Below are 17554 nucleotides of genomic sequence, written 5' to 3'. Positions count from 1 at the left end.
GTGATGGTGTGGATCCACGGGGGCAGCGGTACGAACGGGGCGGCGAGCCTGTTCGACGCCCGCCGGCTGGCCACCGACGGCGACGTCGTCGTGGTCACCGTCAACTACCGGCTGGGCATCCTGGGCGGGTTCGGCCTGCCCGGTCTCGCCGACGGCGGCTCGTTCGGCCTGCTCGACCAGCAGGCCGCGTTGCGGTGGGTCCGCGAGAACATCGCCGCCTTCGGCGGCGACCCGGGTTCGGTCACCCTGTTCGGCGAGTCCTACGGCGCGCTGTCGGCGAGCGCGCACCTGGTGTCGCCGCCGGCCGCGGGGCTGTTCGACCGGGTCGTGCTGCAGAGCGGGCTGGCCCTGCAGACCTACCCGCCCGACACCGTGATGCCGGGAACGCCGGCACTGCCGTCGCTGTGGATCGGGCAGGACGAGCTCGGTGAGCTCGGCGACGGCGTCGCCCGCGCGCTCGGCTGCCCGCCCGGCCCGGACGCCCTCGCCTGCCTGCGCGCGCGCCCGGTGGCCGAGCTGCTGCCGATGTCGGCGCAGTTCTCGCGCTTCGCCTGGGGCAACCCGACCCTGCCGGCCGACCCGGCCGTCCAGCTGCGGGCCGGCCGGGTGCACCGGGTTCCGGTGCTGTCCGGCGCCACCCGCGACGAGCACCGGCTCTACGTCGCCGCGTTCTTCGACGGCACCGGCAACCCGGTGACCGCGCAGCAGTACCCCGACCTGCTCCGCCGCGCGTTCGGCGACCGGGCCGGGGACGTCGCGGCGCGCTACCCGCTCACCGACCACGCCACGCCGAGCCTGGCCTGGGCGACGGTGCTGACCGACCGGGTCTGGGCCACCGCCACCGACGCCCAGAACCGGGCCCTGGCGGCGGTCACCCCGACCTGGGCCTTCGAGTTCGCCGACCGCGGCGCCCCACCGGTCGTCGGCTTCGGGCCCGGTGTCGAGCCGGGCGCCTACCACTCGGCGGAGGTCTTCTACCTGTTCGACGAGGCGGGCGGCGCCCCGTACGGCGACCTGCGCCCGGACAGCCGCGCGCTGGCCGACCGGATGGTGCGGCACTGGGCGGCGTTCGCCCGCACGGGCTCGCCGGCGACGCCGGACGCACCGTGGCCGCCGTTCGGCCCGGACGGCGGGCACGTGCAGACCCTCGGCACCGACCCGGACGCCGGGCCGACCGACTACCCGGCCGAGCACCGGCTCGAGTTCTGGGCCGGTGTGCCGGGGACCGTCGCCGGGGGCTGACCCCGCACCGCGGAGCACGAGGGCCGGCCCCGCCCGGGACCGGCCCTGGTGCTCCGCCGCGGCCGGCGGCCGCCCGGCGGTCACACGTCGCGTCGCTCCAGCACCACCGCGGCCACCGCCAGCGCCGCGGCCAGCCACACCACCAGCGTGCCGCCGGCGATCAGCGGGTGGACGTAGGACACGAACCCGGGCCGGGTGAGCCCGGCCAGGATGTGGATCGACTCGCCCGGGGTGAAGGGCAGCACGTTGGCCTGGTACCAGTCCGGGAGCCAGCTGATCACCGTCGGGAGGAACAGCAGCGCGACGGCCGCGGTGACCCCGCCCGCGGTGTTGCGGAACACGAACGAGAAGGCGGTGGCGAACACCGCGTAGAACGGGGCGATGGTGGCGGCGCCGACGGCCATCCGGACCATGTCGAGGTCGGCGTCGACGGTCGGGAGGCCGACGGCCAGCAGCACGCCCTGCCCGGCCAGCACCGACACCGCACCCGCGACGAGCCCGACCGCGAGCGTCGACAGCAGCACCGTCAGCGCCTTGGCCAGCAGGAACCGGGTGCGCCGGGGCGTGACGGTCAGCGTCGAGCGCATCATCCCGGTCGCGTACTCCGACCCGACCGTGCCGGCGGCGGTCAGCATCAGCACCAGGGCGGCGGCGTCTGTGCCGAGCAGGCTGGTGCTGACGATGTCCTCCGGCGCGCGGTCCTCCAGCCCGATGCCGGTGGTCGGCCCGATGGTGAAGCAGAGCAGCACGGCGGTGAAGGCGGCGATGATCAGAGCGGCCCAGAACAGGCGCCGCGTCGCCTGCAGCGTCCACAGCTTGAGGAACTCCGAGCGGACGGTGCGGGTGAAACCGACCTGGGCGCCCCGCACGGGCCGGTCCCGCTGTCGGCGCGCGCCGGCGTCGGATCGGGTGTCGGTCATCGGGTGTTCTCCTTCGCGCGGGACAGGTCGGCGCCGCGGTGCCGGCCGCGGTCGCGGGTGAGGGTCATGAAGGCGTCCTCCAGGCTGGGACGCCACGGGGTCAGCTCGTGCAGGGGCAGACCGTGCTGCGCGGCGAGCCCGCCGATGTCCGCGGCGTCGAGGCCGGTGACGGTGAACCGCTCCCCGTCGCGCTCGGTGACGGTGGCCCCGAGCCGCAGCAGCTCCCCGGACAGCTGGTCGGCCCGTGGTGAGGAGACCGTCACCCGGGCGCCCGCGCCGGAGCGCACCAGGTCGTCGATGCTCATGTCGGTGATCATCCGGCCGCCGCCGATCACCAGGACGTGGTCGGCGGTCGCCTCCATCTCGTTCATGAGGTGGCTGGACAGGAACACCGTGCGCCCCTCGGCCGCCAGCGACTGCAGCAGCGTCCGGACCCAGACGATGCCCTCGGGGTCGAGCCCGTTCAGCGGCTCGTCGAGCATGAGGACCCCGGGGTCGCCCAGCAGCGCGCCGGCGAGCCCGAGCCGCTGGCGCATGCCCAGCGACAGGGCACCGACCAGCCGGTCCGCGGCGTTGTCCAGCCCCACCAGCCCGAGCACCTCGTCGACCCGGCCGCGGGAGATCCCGCCGGCCTCGGCCTGCCAGCGCAGGTGCGCGCGGGCGGAACGGCCCCTGTGCAGCGCCGTCGGGTCCAGCAGCGCCCCGACCTCGTGCAGGGGCGCGGGAAGGCGGCGGTAGTCCCGGCCCCCGACCCGGGCGTGACCCGCGGTCGGCCGGTCCAGCCCGAGGATCATCCGCATCGTCGTGGACTTGCCGGCACCGTTCGGCCCGAGGAACCCGGTGATGTGTCCCGGGACCACCGAGAACGAGAGGTCCTCGACCGCGGTGACGTCCCCGTAGCGCTTGGTCAGCCCGCCGACCTCGATCATCGTTCGGCCCCCGCTCTCCCTGTGGCGATCATGGCTCCAGCCTGGCCGGACGCCGGTCGGAGAACCGCCGGTGTTCGTCACGGGCCGGGAGTGACGGATGTCAGGAGCTGGCCGCGGCCGTCGGCGGCTCCCGGTCCCAGACCGCCTCCGCACCTTCGACGACGGGTGCGCGCCCGAGCAACGGACGCCACCAGTCCGGGTGGCGCCGGTACCACTCGACGGTGTCGACGATGCCCTCGGACCACGCGACGCGCGGCCGCCAGCCCAGCTCGCGGCGCAGCCGTCCGGAGTCGAGCAGGTACCGGCGGTCGTGGCCGGGCCGGTCCGGGACCGTGGTCTTGAGGTCCGGGCCGAGCCCGAGGGCCGCGAGCACGGCGTCGGCGACGCCGGTGACGTCGACCTCGGTGCCGCTGCCGACGTTGTAGGTCTCGCCGGTGACGCCGTGGTGCAGGACGACGTCGATCGCCGCCGCGTGGTCGTCCACGTGCAGCCACTCGCGCCGGTTCGCCGCGGACGAGTAGAGCGGCAGCGGACGTCCGTCCAAGGCACGCGTCGTGAAGAGCGGGATCACCTTCTCTGGGAACTGGAACGGTCCGTAGTTGTTGGCGCAGTTCGTGATGGTGACCGGGAGGTCGTAGGTCTCGGAGTAAGCGCGCACGGCATGGTCCGCACCCGCCTTGGACGCGTTGTACGGGGTCTGCGGGCGGTAGGGCGACGCCTCGGTGAAGGCGGCGGAGGCGTCGGCGTCGAGGGGCAGGTCGCCGTATACTTCGCAGGTCGAGATGTGGTGGAAGCGGCCCACCCCGACCGTCCGCGCCGATTCCAGCAGCCGCTGGGTCCCGACGACGTTGGTGTCGAAAAAGTCTCCGGGGCGCAGGACCGCGAGACTATTATGGGACTCGGCCGCGAAGTTGACGATCACGTCGACGCCGTGCCGGCGCAGCAGGTCGCAGACGAGCGGCGCATCCGCGATCGAACCGTGTACGAACTCGACATCGCTGATGGCTTCGATGTTGGAGCGCACACCTGCATAGGTCAGGAGATCAAGGGCGACAATTCGGTCCGCCGAATGAATGCGTCTCCAGTAACGAACGAAATTCGATCCGATGAACCCAGCAGCACCAGTCACTAGAACTGTAGTCATAGCTCCTCCGGTAGTGATCCGAACGATAATGTCCCACGGACGAGGTTCGTCGAACACCCCAGGACACCCCTAATCGCGGCAAAGATGCGGGTGCCCGGACAGCCGACTGTTGCATGAAGCAACTATATGACGCGCTGTCGAGCCGCTCGGGTAGCAGCTCACCCACAGAGCTGGACATGACACACGTCATGACTTGTCCATATTCTTCTTGTTCATCGGCGTCTTTGTCTGCGCCATCTCAGCTTCAAACCCGCCGCACGGATTTAACTTGATCGAGTGAAACAGCTCCGATAGTCTTGACCGCAAGGCGCTTCCCTGAACGTCGAACTCGCTGGCGTTCGGGAAGCTCCAGTTCATGCGCCGGGGGGGCGAAGGTATTGCTGCTTGCCGAACGAAGCAAAGCCTTATCTCAACTGTCCACAGTGTTCGATAGGGTATCGACGCACGCAATAGGCCAGCTCGTGATGGTAAGTGGGCCCGAGTCGAGCGGTCGAACGGCTTTGCTGCATAGCTTCACCGACCACGTCGCGCGACGGAACGGGCTCGTGTTGACCGCCAACGGATCACGTTTTGAACGCGACATCGCGGGTGGTCTGCTCTGTCAGCTGATGAGCGACCCGGCAATCCCGCGAACCGCTCGTGATGCGGCGACGAGGTTCATGGGCGACGGCCGAGGCGCCGATCCGGGTGTGAACTCCGTGCTGCGCCCGGAACTGATCCATACAGCGCGCGAGGTCGCGTTCGCTCTAGCAGAACTTGCGAGTCGCAATCCTGTCGTGCTGGTCATCGACGACGTCGAGCAGGCGGACGAGGTCAGCCTGTTGGTGCTGCGTTACATACAGCGGAGAATCGTCTCGTCGGCGGTGATGGTCGTGATTTCTGAGGTCGATCCCCCAGATCCCGAGTTTACCGCTCTGCGCGGCGAGTTCTCCCGGCTCAGCGAGTCTCACCGAGTCCGCATCGCATCACTCACTCTAGCGGGAGTCCACGAGCTGCTCACAAAGGAGCGGGACTCGGAGTACGCCTGCTCGTACGCGATCGAGTTCCACCGCGCCACCGCAGGAAATCCGCGGTTGGTCCGTGCGCTCATCGCTGACCAGGATCGAGGACAGGGACTGCCGACGGGCATAACGGCGAGGAATGATTTCCGGGACGCCCTACTGACGTGTGTTCACCGCGGGGATCCCATCGTGCTCGAGGTGGCCCGTGCGGCGGCGACTCTGGGATGCCTCGCCAGCCCTGCTCGGATCAGACGGCTCATCGACCGACCTACGGAGGCGATCAACGCCGCGCTTACCTGCCTGTCACGGATGGGTGTGCTTCAAGAGTGCAGGTTCCTCATCGACGCCGGCCGAACTACCGTCCTCGACGATCTGCCCCCTGGGGACTTCGAGAAGTTCCAGCGCCGCGCGGCGATGGTACTGTTCCAGGACGGAGCCTCGCCGCTGGAGATCGCCGAACGCGTCCTCGCGGGGGGCGTGCCATGCGAGGCGTGGGCCGTCCCGGTCCTACGTGCAGCGGCCGACGTAGAGCGCGCCGCGGGCCGCCCCGCGGCTGCGGCGACAATGCTCGAGACGGCCCTGACCGGAGTCGATTGCGCGCGCGATCGTATCGCCGTGCTGACGGCACTGGCGACTGTCCTGTTCGATACCTCGCCGTCTCAGATGATCAGGCTGCTCCCCGAGCTGCACGGCGCGTTCGACACGGGAGATCTTGGCACGGACGAGCTGGCGCAGTTGTTCCGGTTCCAACTGTGGCACGGTTATGAGGTCGAGGCTCATCGAACACACAGAACGCTGGAGTCAGCCGTCCATTCGGCCACCGGCCCGGAACCCCAGCTGCTTGGTACCCGCTACTGGTCGCGGTGGATCCACCCCGGGACGGAACTGCGCAGCTCGTCAAAGCTGTCTTGGGACGGTGTGCCCCAGAAGATGCGCTCCAATGCAGCCGCGATACTGAGCCTTTGCCAACCTGATCACGCGCTGGCGATCATGAGGGTCTGAACTGCGGCGATGAGCCTGTCGGCGGTGTTCGGGCTGGACCGGATCTTGCGCAGGACTCGCCAGTTCTTCAGCTCGGCGTTGACCCGCTCACCCGGTCCGCGACGGTGGGCGTGGGCGGTGTTCACGTCCTTCTGGTGTCGCGACAGCTTCCGGAAACGGCCGGTGTCGGGGTCCTTACGTCGACGCCGCTGCGGCACGGCGACCGTAGGACCGGCGCCTTGGTAGGCGGTGTCGGCCGCGGCGGGGATCTCATGCTCGGCCAGGGCGTCGATGATCCCGTGCTCGCGGGCTGCGCCCATGTCGTGCCGCGCGCCCGGCATCGGCGGGGAGATCCACACCAGGCGGCCGACCGGGTCCGCGATGACCTGCACGTTCAGCCCGTGGGCCTTGTGCTTTCCAGAGTAGAACGCCCGGTCGTAGCCCGATGCCATCCCGACCCGGTCGATGCGCAACAGGGTGCCGTCGAGGATCACGAACGCCTTCCGTTTCGCGACCTCGATGGCTTGTTCCAGGGTGGGGGCCTTCGCGGCGAGCAGCTCGATCCCCTCCTGGATGTAGCGGTAGACCGTGGAGGTGCCGACCCCGAACCCGCAGGCCAACTCGGCGTAGGTGTCGTTCTTGCGCAGGTGCGCGACCACCAGCAGCGCCTGGCGGCCGGCGGCGAGCTTGCGCCACCGGGTTCCACGGGCGGCGCGGTGTCCGCGCAGGAGATCGGCGAGCAGGTTGAGCGCGCGGCTGGACACGGTCATCCCAGACGGGTAGGACAACACCTTGAAGCTCCTGGTAGGACGTGTTGATCTAGTCAATCGCCCGTCTACCAGGAGCTTCACCCATTCGAGGCCACGACACGCCGCAGCCCGCTGACCTGCTCATCCAGCAGGTTGGCAAAGGCTCACTGCGCCGGTCGCGTCTGAGGCGAGGGCCGGTCGAGCACGATGCACTCGCCGTGGGGGTGTTGCTGAGGCTCGGTGACGTGGACGAAGCAGTCCAGTGGTGCGAGATGCTGTACGAAGACGCTGTGGCTACCGGTTCCACGCGCGCATCGGCTGTGCTCACGTGCGTCAAGGCAGAGATCGCACTGTTCCGTGGACAGGGTGGCGAGGCATGGCGCCACGCCCACGACGCGTTGGAAGCACTACCTCCTGCGTGTTGGGGCACCACACTCCCGGCGCCGCTGGCCCTCTCCGCGGTAGCAACCGTTCTTCACTCCCCAAGTACGTCGCCAGCCGACATTCTGCAGGTGGCGATCCCCGACGCCGCGCGCCGAACGTGGCACTGGCTGTCCTACCTAAGAGCCAGAGGGGCGGCGCATCTCGCTGCCGGGCGGCCGAGGACAGCACTGGCGGAAATCGAAGCGTGCGGGATGCTCGCGATCCGATGGAAGGTAGACCTCCCTGCGCTTATCCCGTGGCGGAACGATCTCGCTGAGGCGCACCTCGCCCTCGGCGAAACTGATCGGGTGCAACAGCTGATAGCCCTACAGAGTACTCGGCCTACGAGCGACGTCGGACATGTGCAGTCGCGCAGTCTGTTGCTCTATGCAATGTGCCGTGATGGGGGAGAGCGCTTGGTATCACTGCGGGAGGCGGCGGACAGCGCCGCTGCCTGCGGTGATCAGTTGACCCGGTGTCGGGCACTCGCGGCCTTATCCGTGGAACACTATTCGAACGGGGAGGGAGCCATCGCATCGGCCATGGCGGTTGAAGCGTTGGGAATCGCCCGCGATTGCGAGATCGAGGCCCTGGGCCGTAGCTGGCTAGAAGGCGCGCCGTCTACAGCTGATCCCATGCCTCACTTTTTTCCTGCATCGGACCTGAGCACCCGAGAGTTTGCCCGTACAGCGCTCAGCGACGCGGAGTCAAGAGTCGCAAAGATGGCTGCGGACGGCCTGAGCAACCGAGAGATCAGCCGTAGCCTCTACATCACGGTCAGCACAGTCGAGCAGCACCTTACCCGCTCATACCGCAAGCTGGCCATCCGCAGCCGCTCTGAGTTGCGAGGCGTAGTCGTCTGAGACTGATTGCCCCGTGACTCTCGGATACAAGTAGCTGGAATTCCGGTCCCCTAGCTATCAGTCAACGTCGACACTTTCCGCACATCATGATCGGGGTCGGCCGTCTGACGGTAGCGTTCCAGGCAGAATCGGGGAACGGCACGCGTCCGGTGGCTGGGTAGGCGCGTCTCTTCGCTGTGGCCAGGAGACGCCGATGTCCTACCGTCGATTCTTCCGTTCAACGCGCCCGAGTTTCCTTGCCCTTGGTCTCATCGGGCGCCTCCCGTACGCAGTCGTGCCTCTGGGCACGATCGTGCTGCTGCAGGCCAGTTCCGGCAGTTTCGCCTTCGCCGGGTTCGCAGCGGGAGCGCAGAGCATCGCGATCGCTCTGGGCGGCCTGTGCGTAGGCGCGGTGGCTCGCTAGGTCCCGCCGCGCCGGATCGGGTTCTGGGCTGCGCTGCTCAACGCAGCTGCCATCCTGCTGCTGGTGCTCGCCAGCCGCGGTGCCGGACCGGTCATCATCGTTGTTGCGGCGGTCCTTGTCGGGCTGACGCAACCCCAGGTTGGCCCCCTGGTCCGAGTGCACTGGTCCGGGCATCTTCGCGGCGGCGACACTCACCTCGTCCGGACCGCGATGTTGAACCGCCCCGGCGTGTCCGGAGAGCTATCGGGTTGAGTGCTCTGACTCGGGCTGGCCGATGTGTTGACGGTAGTGCGCGGCCTCCAGCTCGGCCGGGGGCAGGTCCGCGGCAGCGGAGTGCAGCCGTCGGTGGTTGAACCAGTCGACGTACTCGAGGGTGGCGATCTCGACCTGCTCGACCGTGCGCCACGGACCTCTCGGCTTGATCAGCTCGGTCTTGAACAGCCCGATCGTCGACTCCGCCAACGCGTTGTCATACGCGTCGCCCACCGACCCGACCGAGGGCGCCGCGCCGGCCGCGGCGAGTCGTTCGGTGTAGGCGATGGACCGATATTGCGACCCCGCATCCGAGTGTGCGACCAGCCCGGACAGGTCCTTATGGCCCTGTCGGGCGCGAGTCCATACCGCGTGTTCGAGGGCATCGAGCACCAGCTCGGTACGCATCGACGTGGCCGCGCGCCAGCCCAGGATCCGCCGCGAACAGGCATCGATGACGAAGGCGACGTAGACCATCCCCGACCACGTCGGCACGTAGGTGAAGTCAGTAACCCAGAGCTGGTCCGGGGCCGGCCGGTCGAACCGGCGCTCGACCAGGTCACCGGCCCGCGGCCCACCACCGTCGATCGTGGTGCGGACCCGGCGTCCGCGGCGGACCCCGGCCAGCCCCGCCGCGCGCATCAGCCGCTCGACCGTGCATCGGGCGACGTCGATGCCCTCGCGGCCCAGCTGGATCCAGACCTTCCGAGCGCCGTAGACGCCATAGTTCTCGGCATACACCCTGCTGATCTGAGCGGTCAGTTCCTCGTCACGCACCTGCTGTCTGCTCGGGGCCCTCAACGCCGCGGCGCGGGCGGCGTAGTAGGTCGACGGGGCGATCGCCACGCCCAGCTCGGCGAGCTGGGCGCAGATCGACGCGACACCCCACCGTCGTCCCACCGTGGAGCGGGCGGCGTGCTGGTCGATGAACCTCACCAACGCTTGTGTGGCCGGTCGATCTCGGCCGCGAAGAAAGCCGAAGCAGCCTTGAGGATCTCGTTGGCCCGCTTGAGCTCCGCGACCTCCCGGCGCAGCCGCTTGACCTCCTCGGACTCCTCAGTGGTGGTGCCCGGCCGGACACCACCGTCGATCTCGGCTTGACGGACCCACTTGCGCACCGTCTCCCCGGTGCCGACCCCGAGCTTGGTGGCGACGGCGTTCATCGCCGCCCACGGCGAGTCGTAGTCCGACTCGACCTCGGCGACCATGCGCACCGCCCGCTCACGCAACTCCGGCGGATACGGCGGCTGGGAACGACGTGTCATGACTCCATCTCCTCAGAAGATCAAGTCTCCCGACACGCCGGGGCGGTTCAATGTCGTACGAGGGAGCCGCTGACGAGGCCAGCTTCGTGCTCGGCACCGCGCTGGTTGGTCTCCTTCTGCTGATTCCTACCGTCGCGTGGGGATTCCCGCACGCAGGCCCGCTACTGGGCGCCGCTGTCCTGCTCGTGGTCGCCGCCGCGCCGCTCGCTCGCCACTACGCAGACCTGTCGAGCGAGGATGCCACCCCCAAAGCCGGCCCCAGCGGGCCAGCGACAGGTACGTCGTCCGCAGTCGCCGGGCCGGTCCCGAGCTCGGCCGCAGGCCGGGCGGGAGCCAGACTGCACTGGCCGTCCCTGGTGACGCTGACCGTCGCGATGATCAGCGTCGGGGTCATCTTCGGGGTGGTGCAGACCAGCGTCACCGCGTACGCCGCTGCACAGGGCACACCACAGCTGGCTGGGCTGTACTTCGCCGAGCTCGGAATCGGGAGCGCGATCGCGGGCGCGGCATGTGCCTGGCTGCCTCCGGGGTTCAGCCTCGCCCTGCGCCGCTGGCTGTTCCCACTTGCCCTGGTGCTCGGCATGATGCTGCTGTTCTGGGGGGGCGGTGGCCGGTCTACTACCAGTCGCGATCGCGGTCGCCGGGCTGGCTGTCGGCCCTTACATGGTCACCTTGTACTCGCTGGCCGAAGCCCAGACACCGTTGCCGGCCATGGCCACCGCCATGGCCGTGTTGTGCGCCGGGGGACCGATCGGCACCGCCGCGGGCCAGTTCGGTGCTGGACTGCTCACCGACAAGTTCGGCGCCACCCCGGCGTTCGTCATCGCCCCGATCGTCGCTGCCCTGGGACTGACCGCGTCGCTGACGAACGCGCGCACCTTCAACACCGCCCGGCTGCTCGGGGCGGGGCGCTTCCTCAACCGAGCTCGCCGACGGCGACACCGGCACTCAAGTCGGTACTGACGTCCGCTTCCGGGACGGGGAGATCGACTGATGTACAAGTCACCTTTCGTAGCCCGTAGCCACAAGACGAGGAGGTGCCGCGCGAGCTCCTCTCAGCCTGCACCCCGTGTCGTCATTGGAAGTGGTCACCCGATGTCGGCGGACTTGCGGCGGCAAATGGCGGCAAAGGTCCAGGTAGCCGCAGGAACGTAGGCATCGTGTGAGCCGGTTGCTGCCGAACCGGACACCGCAGTAGTTTCTGGGAACCGACCTACCTGATCCGCAGGGGAGTCAGCGCGCTCCCGCGCGTCTCCAGCCAGGAGGTCGCACCTATGAACGTCGACCAGCCCGACCTGTGGCGATCGCAGGGCAGCCCCGCGCCGATTGTGCTGTGGGACATGCTGGACGGTCCGATGCCGCGAGGGCTTCTCGGTGCCGGTGACCCGAACGTCCACCTCGTCGACGACCGGTGGACCCTGTTCGTCGGCGGCTTCACCACCACGTTCCGCAACCGCCTGTTCCGCGCGCACCTGGTCGACGAGGCGACCGGCCCCGTCGGTCCATGGCGGATCGACCGCAACCCTCGGGGCCGGGCCCGACCGCTGGCCGCCGACCCGCCGAAGGGCAGTTGGGACGCTGCCGGCATGCACACCCCGAGCTACGTCCCGCCGGCTGCGGGCAACGGCGCTCGGATCTACTACTCGGGCCGCGCGAACGCCAAGCTTTACGGGCCCGGGAGCAGGTACGCGATCGGCGTGCTGGAGCACATCGACGGCCAGTGGCGGCGGCGCGGAGCGCCGGTGCTGGAGGGCAGCGGCCCACGGTGGAGCGTGCTCGAACCGCGCGTCGTTCATTCCGGGGGTCGCTACCGGATGTGGTACCAGGCCAACCCGCACGAGATCGGTCCCGGCGAGCACCCCGACTACGAGCTGCAATGCGTCGAGAGCGAGGACGGCCTGACCGGTTGGACACCGCCGCGCGTGTTCGCCGGGCCGGACGAGGGCTTCTTCGACATCTCGATCGCGCCGCGCGGCGACCGGTGGGTGATGCTGCTGGCACGCGGGTCCGACCTGCACAACACGGGCGGCTTCCCGCCGCAGGGCCTCTGGTGGAGCACAGCGGCTCACCCCAGCGCCGACCGCGCGGACTGGTCGCAACCGCGACGGTTCCTCGACACCGACGCGCCGGGTACTCCAATCTGGATGGCCCGCGGAACCTACGGACCGGGGCTCGCGTTCGATCCTGCCAATCCCGCTCGCGTCACGGTGCTGCTGACGGGCGTCCGGGACGCCCCGCGATGGCCCCGCCTGATGCTCGGGCGGGTCTCCCGGCTGCGTCGCCCGCCGGTGCCCGCACCGTTCTACCTGTCGGTGGCTTCTCTGATGCTTGATCTGCCGACCTGCTGATCGATGCGCTTACACGGCCGGAGTCCAGATCGACGTAGGGCTCAGTGCGCTGTGCTTTGCACTAGCCCTCAACGAGTCCGCGGCGCGTACTCGAATGTGTACGCGTTCGGGTACGCTGGGCGGTGTGTGGGTGCCTGAGGTGTTGTCGTTTCGTGAGTTCCGTACGACGTTGGCGGCGACGTTGAAGCGGGTGCAGGAGCCCGAGGCCGAGCCGGTGTTCGTCGGTGCTCATCGCAAGCCCGAGGCGGTGGTGATGTCGGTGGCCCGCTACGAACAGCTCATCGGGGCCGCGCAGCGACGCGCCGACGTCGACGAGGCCCTCGCCTCGGTCCGCGCCGAGGGCCTGGAGCCCAGCGCGGAGGGTCTGGCGCTGCTCGACGGTGTCGCAACAGGCTCGTTGAGTACCGACGAGGCTCGTGAGCGTGTCCTGGCCCGCTACCGCCGTTGACCGGCCCGGACCCCTACCTCGACCTCGACACCGGCGTCCTTCGGAACCGGCTGGGGATCACCGATCCGGCCGAGCTCGCCCAGGTCGAGGCCGAGCTCACCGCGCTACGCCTGATTGAGCTGCGCCAGGCGCCGCTGCCCGGGCGCTACGACCTGGACCACCTGCAGGACTTCCATCACCACATCTTCAGCGATCTCTACGACTGGGCCAGGGGGTCGGCAAAGTCAGATGATCTTGATTAGCTGAAGTGGACGAAGGGCGTCGCGGCTGTGATGTCGTAGCGCTGCGGCGATGTTGGTGGCTCCGGCCAGGCGGTGCAGGCTGATCACCAGGTTCCGCAGTGAGGCCATGACCTGCGGTCCGGCACCGGTGCGGACCGTGGAGAGGTCTTCGGCGAAGGTGACGTCGCGGACCCAGTGCAGTCCGTTCTCGATCTGCCAGTGGCCGCGGATCCAGGCGGCGAGTTCGTCGGGGCGGGCCTGGTGCGGGCCCAGGTCGGTGATCGCGTAGACGGTCTCGGTGCGCCACCGGGGGCGCCGGCCCGACCGGGTGTTCGCGGGGCGGGTCTTGCGGGTGATCTGCAGCGCCTGGGCGGCGTGCGGGAACTCGATCCCGGCCGCGATGGTCACGACCTTGATCGTGCGGATCTCCCGGCGCCCGTGCGCAGTCTGCACGCTGCGATGGTCGGGCTCGCTCCCGCGCCAGGGCAGCCCGGCGAGCTGGCGGCGCAGCCGGGGCTGGTTGCCCTTCACCGTCAGTACCCAGTGCGCGCCCCGGGCGCGCAGGTCGGCGACGTGCTCGCGCTGGGTGTGTAGTGCATCGGCGGTGATGACCACCCCGGTCAGGTCCAGGCCGGTCAGAGTGTCGAGCAGCGGCGCGAACGCGGTGATCTCGTTGGTCTTGTCCCTGACCTCGACCTGGCCGAGCACGGCCCGGGTCTGCTGGTCGATCACCGCCAACAGATGCCGGGCAGTGCCATGGTCACCACGCGAACCGCGCACGGTCTTGCCGTCCAGGGCCAGCACGCGGCGCCGGCCGACGGATGCACTCGACGCGCACAGGCGCTGCACGAACCCGCCGATCACCGCGTCGAACCGGTCGGCGTCGATCTGACCGAGGATCCGGCGGATCGTCGACTCCGACGGACACCGATGCTCCACGCTCAGCGCGGCGGCGACATCGGCCGGCAGGTCGGTGACCCACTCGGCGACCGCAACGAACGAGCGAGCCCCAGCCGCGACCGCGCACACCGCGGCGGTCAGCACCACGACCAGCCCGTGGCGGACCCCGCGACGGTGGCGCGGGTCGATCACCTCGCCCAGGGCGTCGGCCAGGTTCGGGGCCAGCACGCCCGGATCGGGTAACTCCACCCCGTCCACCTGGTCGGCGACGGCAGCGATCGACAATGATGCAGGCGCGGGCACGGCTCTCTTCCGATGATCAAGGCTGGCGTCAGAACCGCCATGATCACCGTCAGGGCCGTGCCCGCACCCGTACCTACGGCCGCGTGTCGTCGCAGCTCAGCGCCCAGTCACCGCGACTTTGCCGACCCCCTGACGACTGGGCCGGGCAGCTGCGCACCGTGTCCATCGGCAAGGGGCAGCTTTTCTGCCTCCCTCAACACCTCGAGACCTTCGCCGCCGACATCTTCGGTCGCCTCCACTCCGAGCAGGTGCTGCGCGGGCGTGACTTTGACGGCTTCGTCACCGGCCTGGCCGAACTGCTGGGCGACATCAACGCCCTGCACCCGTTCCGGGAGGGCAACGGGCGCACCCAGCGGGCATTCCTGGCCCAGCTCGTCCACGACGCCGGCTACGAGCTGCGCTGGACCACGATGGACCCCGCCGAGAACAACCGAGCCTCTGCGCTCTCGCTGGCCGGTGACACCACCGCCCTGCACACCATGCTCGCCCGCCTCATCAGGCCACTCCGTCAGCTACCCCGGTCACGGCCGGCATCCACCGACAGCTGAGCAGCGCCTCCGCCTCCTCGGCCTCGGCCTCGGCCCAATTCTCGAGGGGCCGTGCCGCTTGTGCCGGGTTGGCACGCGTTCCTGTCAGTTGTCCACCGCGCCTGACTTGGTGCGCTACAGAATTGTCGGCCCCCTGTCGCACACTGAGCCTTATCCCCGGTGCTGTGCGAGAGGACCGTGATGCCAGACCCCGTCATCGTGGCAGGAACCGCCCTGTCCCGTGAGCTTCAGTCAGCGTTCCGAAACGCATGCGGCGCCCGCCGGAGCGAGTGGGTCGAGCGAGAGAACGAGGCACTGACCGCCCTGCGGATCCTGGCCACCTACCTCGCCTATCACCCGGGAAGCGCCACCGCCCGGGCCATCACGACAACGCTGGCCCGCAGTATCGCTAATCCGGGGGAAGGCATGTCTCCCGTAGAGTATCCACTACCCTCGGCACCAAGCATCAATACAGCAGAGGATGACACAGTGGCGCGAATCGAAACGGTACAGCTGATCGATGACCTCGACGGCGCGGCAGCTGATGAGACCGTCGCCTTCACCCTCGACGGAAAGCAGTTCGAAATCGACCTCAAAGCGGCCAACGCCGCAACGCTCCGGAACAAGCTCGCCCCGTTCGTTTCCGCCGCGCGAACCGCAGGAGGCAGCCGGCGCGCACGCCGTCGCGAGGCTGCCCCGGGGGCGGGCTCGACCGAGGCTCGGCGCCACAACCAGGCGGTGCGTGTGTGGGCGCGGGAGAACGGATACTCCGTCTCCGAGCGGGGTCGTATTCCTGCCGAGGTCGTCGAGGCCTACCGTGACCGCGACTCGAGCATCTCGCCGTCCGCCCCGGAGAAAGCCGCGCCGACGAAGCGGCCACAGCCCGCCCAGTTCAGCGGATAGATCCGCGCGCCGGCCTACATCGACGGTGCCCGGGCAATCGGTGGTTACACCTATCCGATGATGATCGGCAACGTTGGGGTGGGGGCTCGATGGCCAGGATGCACACGGACGAGGTTGATATCGACGACGACCTCGTCCGCGAGCTGGTCCGAGTGCAGTTCCCGGAGTGGGCCGACCTCCCGGTGCGCCAGCTGGTTTCCGGCGGGTCGACGAATGCGATCTTCCGGGTCGGGACGACGCTGTCGGCGCGGCTGCCGCTGACCGCGGGGGGCGTCGGGGGTCTGCACCGCGAGGCGCGGTGGCTGCCGGCACTCGCCTCGGCATCGCCTGTCCAGGTGCCGGAGGTCGTCGCGATCGGCCAGCCGGGGGGCGACTACCCATTCGACTGGGCTATCCACCGGTGGATCGACGGCGAGGTCCTGGTCGAGGGGCGGGTTGCGGACGCGGACTCTATTGCCCGGGATCTCGCCGCGTTCGTCATCGCGCTGCGCAAGGTCGACGTGACTGGCGCACCGCAGGCGCACCGCAGCGGGACACTGGTTGATCAGGACGCGCAGACTCGCTCCGCGGTCGAGGAGCTGGCCCGCACCGACGAGTCGTTCGATCTCGATGAGGTGGTCGCGGTCTGGGAGTCCGTGGTCGCTGTCCCCGGCCCGGGCGCCCCTGCACGCTGGATCCACTCCGACCTCATGCCCAGCAATCTGCTGTCCCGTGACGGGCAGCTCGCCGCGGTGATCGACTTCAGCACTGCGGGGCTGGGGGACTGGGCGGTTGATCTCATCCCTGCCTGGAACCTGTTGCCCGCCGCGGCTCGCCCGACGTTCCGCGATGCCGTCGGGGTTGACGACCACACCTGGAAGCGCGGGCGCGGATGGGCACTGTCGATGGCACTGATCCAGCTGCCGTACTACCGCGGGACGAATCCCGTCATCTGCGGCAACGCGCGCTACGTCATCAAGCAGGTCCTGGGCGGCTGAGCCTCGCGTACGTCAGGTAGCCAGCCGGTCCAAGCGCCGCCCGACAGGCATGGTGGTGGAACAGCTCGTCGGCGGGCACCTCGGTTATCGGCCGAGCTGAAGGACGACGTTGTCGGTGAAGACGTCGAAGGTGGACGAGTAGTCGCCGACGGGATGCTGCTCGCCCTGGTCAGCACTGTCATAATCTTCATTATCGGCTTCGTTGTCGGAGCCGAAAGATCGACGGCAAATTTAAGCCCGCCGCAGCAGACGCGACAGGAGTCGTTGCGTGGAGACAAACACCCCACCCGGCGCAGCGGGACAGCCGGGCGTAGCCGGTGCCGGGCCACGGCGCCTACGACGGCTTCTTGGGGCTCCGACGGCTGATCGCCCAGCGCTCACTCTCGATCATCGCCGGGTATACAACAACCTCCGGACCAGTCCCGTTCCAACCCCGTACCGCAATCTCCGCACAGTGCCTGTCGCCGACGATCCGGCCCGGGGCCACCGACGCCGTCCTCGCCTTCGACGACGACGGCACCGAGTGTGGTAGATCACTTGCGACTCCGGACGGGCCGTCCCCACCGTCACCTCAGCCTGGCCCGGGATGGTCTCCTCCTACACCGACGCCGGGCCGCTGGCGCTCGACGGTCGAACCGACCAGGACAGGGCCGTGACCGCGTCGACGGCTCCGCTGATGGTCAACGGGTACTTCGCTGTGGGAGCCGCGAGTCCAGCAAGCCCGGAACGCCGGCCGGACTACCGAGACCCGGGGC

General features: G+C 69.1%; 18 protein-coding genes. 10 read left to right on the top strand and 8 right to left on the bottom strand.

From position 1 onward, the window contains the following. On the top strand, window positions 1-1242 hold a 1242-nt coding region (locus ZF1_RS29490), incomplete at its 5' end, for a carboxylesterase family protein (protein ID WP_482638946.1). 80 nt (window positions 1243-1322) lie between these two features. On the opposite strand, the gene ZF1_RS29485 is transcribed toward ZF1_RS29490, so the two are convergent. From ZF1_RS29485 to ZF1_RS29470, 4 genes are all read right to left on the bottom strand, one after another. Continuing rightward, a complete protein-coding gene (locus ZF1_RS29485; RefSeq protein ID WP_482638945.1) occupies window positions 1323-2162 on the bottom strand; it encodes a hypothetical protein in 840 nt (279 codons plus the stop codon). Continuing rightward, window positions 2159-3091, bottom strand: a complete 933-nt coding sequence (locus ZF1_RS29480; protein ID WP_482638944.1) for an ABC transporter ATP-binding protein — start codon at window positions 3089-3091, stop codon at window positions 2159-2161. The genes ZF1_RS29485 and ZF1_RS29480 overlap by 4 nt, the downstream gene beginning before the upstream one ends. Window positions 3092-3191: 100 nt before the next feature. Next, window positions 3192-4235: a dTDP-glucose 4,6-dehydratase gene (rfbB, locus tag ZF1_RS29475; protein ID WP_357439959.1), complete on the bottom strand. Its 1044-nt coding sequence runs from the start codon at window positions 4233-4235 to the stop codon at window positions 3192-3194. Window positions 4236-4421: 186 nt separating this feature from the next. Further along, window positions 4422-4592 carry a hypothetical protein gene (locus tag ZF1_RS29470; protein ID WP_482638956.1) on the bottom strand — a complete coding sequence of 57 codons (171 nt, stop codon included), beginning with the start codon at window positions 4590-4592 and terminating at the stop codon, window positions 4422-4424. Between ZF1_RS29470 and ZF1_RS29465 the strand changes: the two genes are divergently transcribed. After that, window positions 4532-6238, top strand: a complete 1707-nt coding sequence (locus ZF1_RS29465) for an AAA family ATPase (RefSeq protein WP_482638943.1) — start codon at window positions 4532-4534, stop codon at window positions 6236-6238. The genes ZF1_RS29470 and ZF1_RS29465 overlap by 61 nt on opposite strands. Here the strand turns inward: ZF1_RS29465 and ZF1_RS29460 are convergent. Next, the gene (locus tag ZF1_RS29460; protein ID WP_379674574.1) at window positions 6211-7008 is read right to left on the bottom strand and encodes a transposase family protein; all 798 of its coding nucleotides are present in this window, start codon (window positions 7006-7008) and stop codon (window positions 6211-6213) included. The two genes, ZF1_RS29465 and ZF1_RS29460, sit on opposite strands and share 28 nt — an antisense overlap. A gap of 230 nt (window positions 7009-7238) precedes the next feature. Between ZF1_RS29460 and ZF1_RS29455 the strand changes: the two genes are divergently transcribed. Then, a complete protein-coding gene (locus tag ZF1_RS29455) occupies window positions 7239-8252 on the top strand; it encodes a helix-turn-helix transcriptional regulator (RefSeq protein ID WP_482638954.1) in 1014 nt (337 codons plus the stop codon). Window positions 8253-8469: 217 nt separating this feature from the next. Here ZF1_RS29455 and ZF1_RS29450 read toward each other — a convergent pair whose 3' ends face one another. Together ZF1_RS29450 and ZF1_RS29445 are read right to left on the bottom strand one after the other, a co-directional pair. Further along, window positions 8470-8850 carry a hypothetical protein gene (locus ZF1_RS29450; RefSeq protein WP_482638942.1) on the bottom strand — a complete coding sequence of 127 codons (381 nt, stop codon included), beginning with the start codon at window positions 8848-8850 and terminating at the stop codon, window positions 8470-8472. A 45-nt stretch (window positions 8851-8895) separates the two neighbouring features. Next, a protein-coding gene (locus ZF1_RS29445) for an IS3 family transposase (RefSeq protein WP_232021061.1) occupies window positions 8896-10172 on the bottom strand; the annotation gives its coding sequence in 2 pieces (ribosomal slippage) (window positions 8896-9884 and window positions 9884-10172; 1278 coding nt in all). A gap of 711 nt (window positions 10173-10883) precedes the next feature. On the opposite strand from ZF1_RS29445, the gene ZF1_RS29440 reads away from it, so the two are divergent. The 4 genes from ZF1_RS29440 to ZF1_RS29425 all read left to right on the top strand — a co-directional run bounded on the left by ZF1_RS29440 (window position 10884) and on the right by ZF1_RS29425 (window position 13210). Further along, on the top strand, window positions 10884-11135 hold the full coding sequence (locus ZF1_RS29440) for a hypothetical protein (RefSeq protein WP_482638941.1): 252 nt from the start codon (window positions 10884-10886) through the stop codon (window positions 11133-11135). A 311-nt stretch (window positions 11136-11446) separates the two neighbouring features. Next, window positions 11447-12520 carry a hypothetical protein gene (locus ZF1_RS29435; RefSeq protein ID WP_482638940.1) on the top strand — a complete coding sequence of 358 codons (1074 nt, stop codon included), beginning with the start codon at window positions 11447-11449 and terminating at the stop codon, window positions 12518-12520. A 130-nt stretch (window positions 12521-12650) separates the two neighbouring features. Continuing rightward, a complete protein-coding gene (locus tag ZF1_RS29430; protein WP_482638939.1) occupies window positions 12651-12968 on the top strand; it encodes an antitoxin VbhA family protein in 318 nt (105 codons plus the stop codon). Continuing rightward, entirely contained in the window at window positions 12965-13210 is a 246-nt protein-coding gene (locus ZF1_RS29425) for a hypothetical protein (protein ID WP_482638938.1), read from the top strand. The genes ZF1_RS29430 and ZF1_RS29425 overlap by 4 nt, the downstream gene beginning before the upstream one ends. On the opposite strand, the gene ZF1_RS29420 is transcribed toward ZF1_RS29425, so the two are convergent. Beyond that, window positions 13193-14338, bottom strand: coding sequence for an ISAs1 family transposase (locus tag ZF1_RS29420; RefSeq protein WP_357441326.1), 1146 nt, complete (start codon window positions 14336-14338; stop codon window positions 13193-13195). The two genes, ZF1_RS29425 and ZF1_RS29420, sit on opposite strands and share 18 nt — an antisense overlap. Before the next feature lie 35 nt (window positions 14339-14373). Between ZF1_RS29420 and ZF1_RS29415 the strand changes: the two genes are divergently transcribed. The 3 genes from ZF1_RS29415 to ZF1_RS29405 all read left to right on the top strand — a co-directional run bounded on the left by ZF1_RS29415 (window position 14374) and on the right by ZF1_RS29405 (window position 16799). Then, a complete protein-coding gene (locus ZF1_RS29415) occupies window positions 14374-14940 on the top strand; it encodes a Fic/DOC family protein (RefSeq protein ID WP_482638937.1) in 567 nt (188 codons plus the stop codon). 468 nt (window positions 14941-15408) lie between these two features. Beyond that, window positions 15409-15822 (top strand): histone-like nucleoid-structuring protein Lsr2, encoded by a 414-nt coding sequence (locus ZF1_RS29410; RefSeq protein WP_482638953.1) that lies wholly within the window; start codon window positions 15409-15411, stop codon window positions 15820-15822. An 89-nt stretch (window positions 15823-15911) separates the two neighbouring features. Then, window positions 15912-16799, top strand: coding sequence for an aminoglycoside phosphotransferase family protein (locus ZF1_RS29405; protein ID WP_482638936.1), 888 nt, complete (start codon window positions 15912-15914; stop codon window positions 16797-16799). The last annotated feature ends 755 nt before the right edge of the window (window positions 16800-17554 follow it).

It is taken from the genome of Pseudonocardia sp. ZF1, assembly GCF_056835605.1.
Note: the sequence above shows the minus strand (reverse complement) of the source record. Positions and strands in the feature narration are given on the sequence as shown.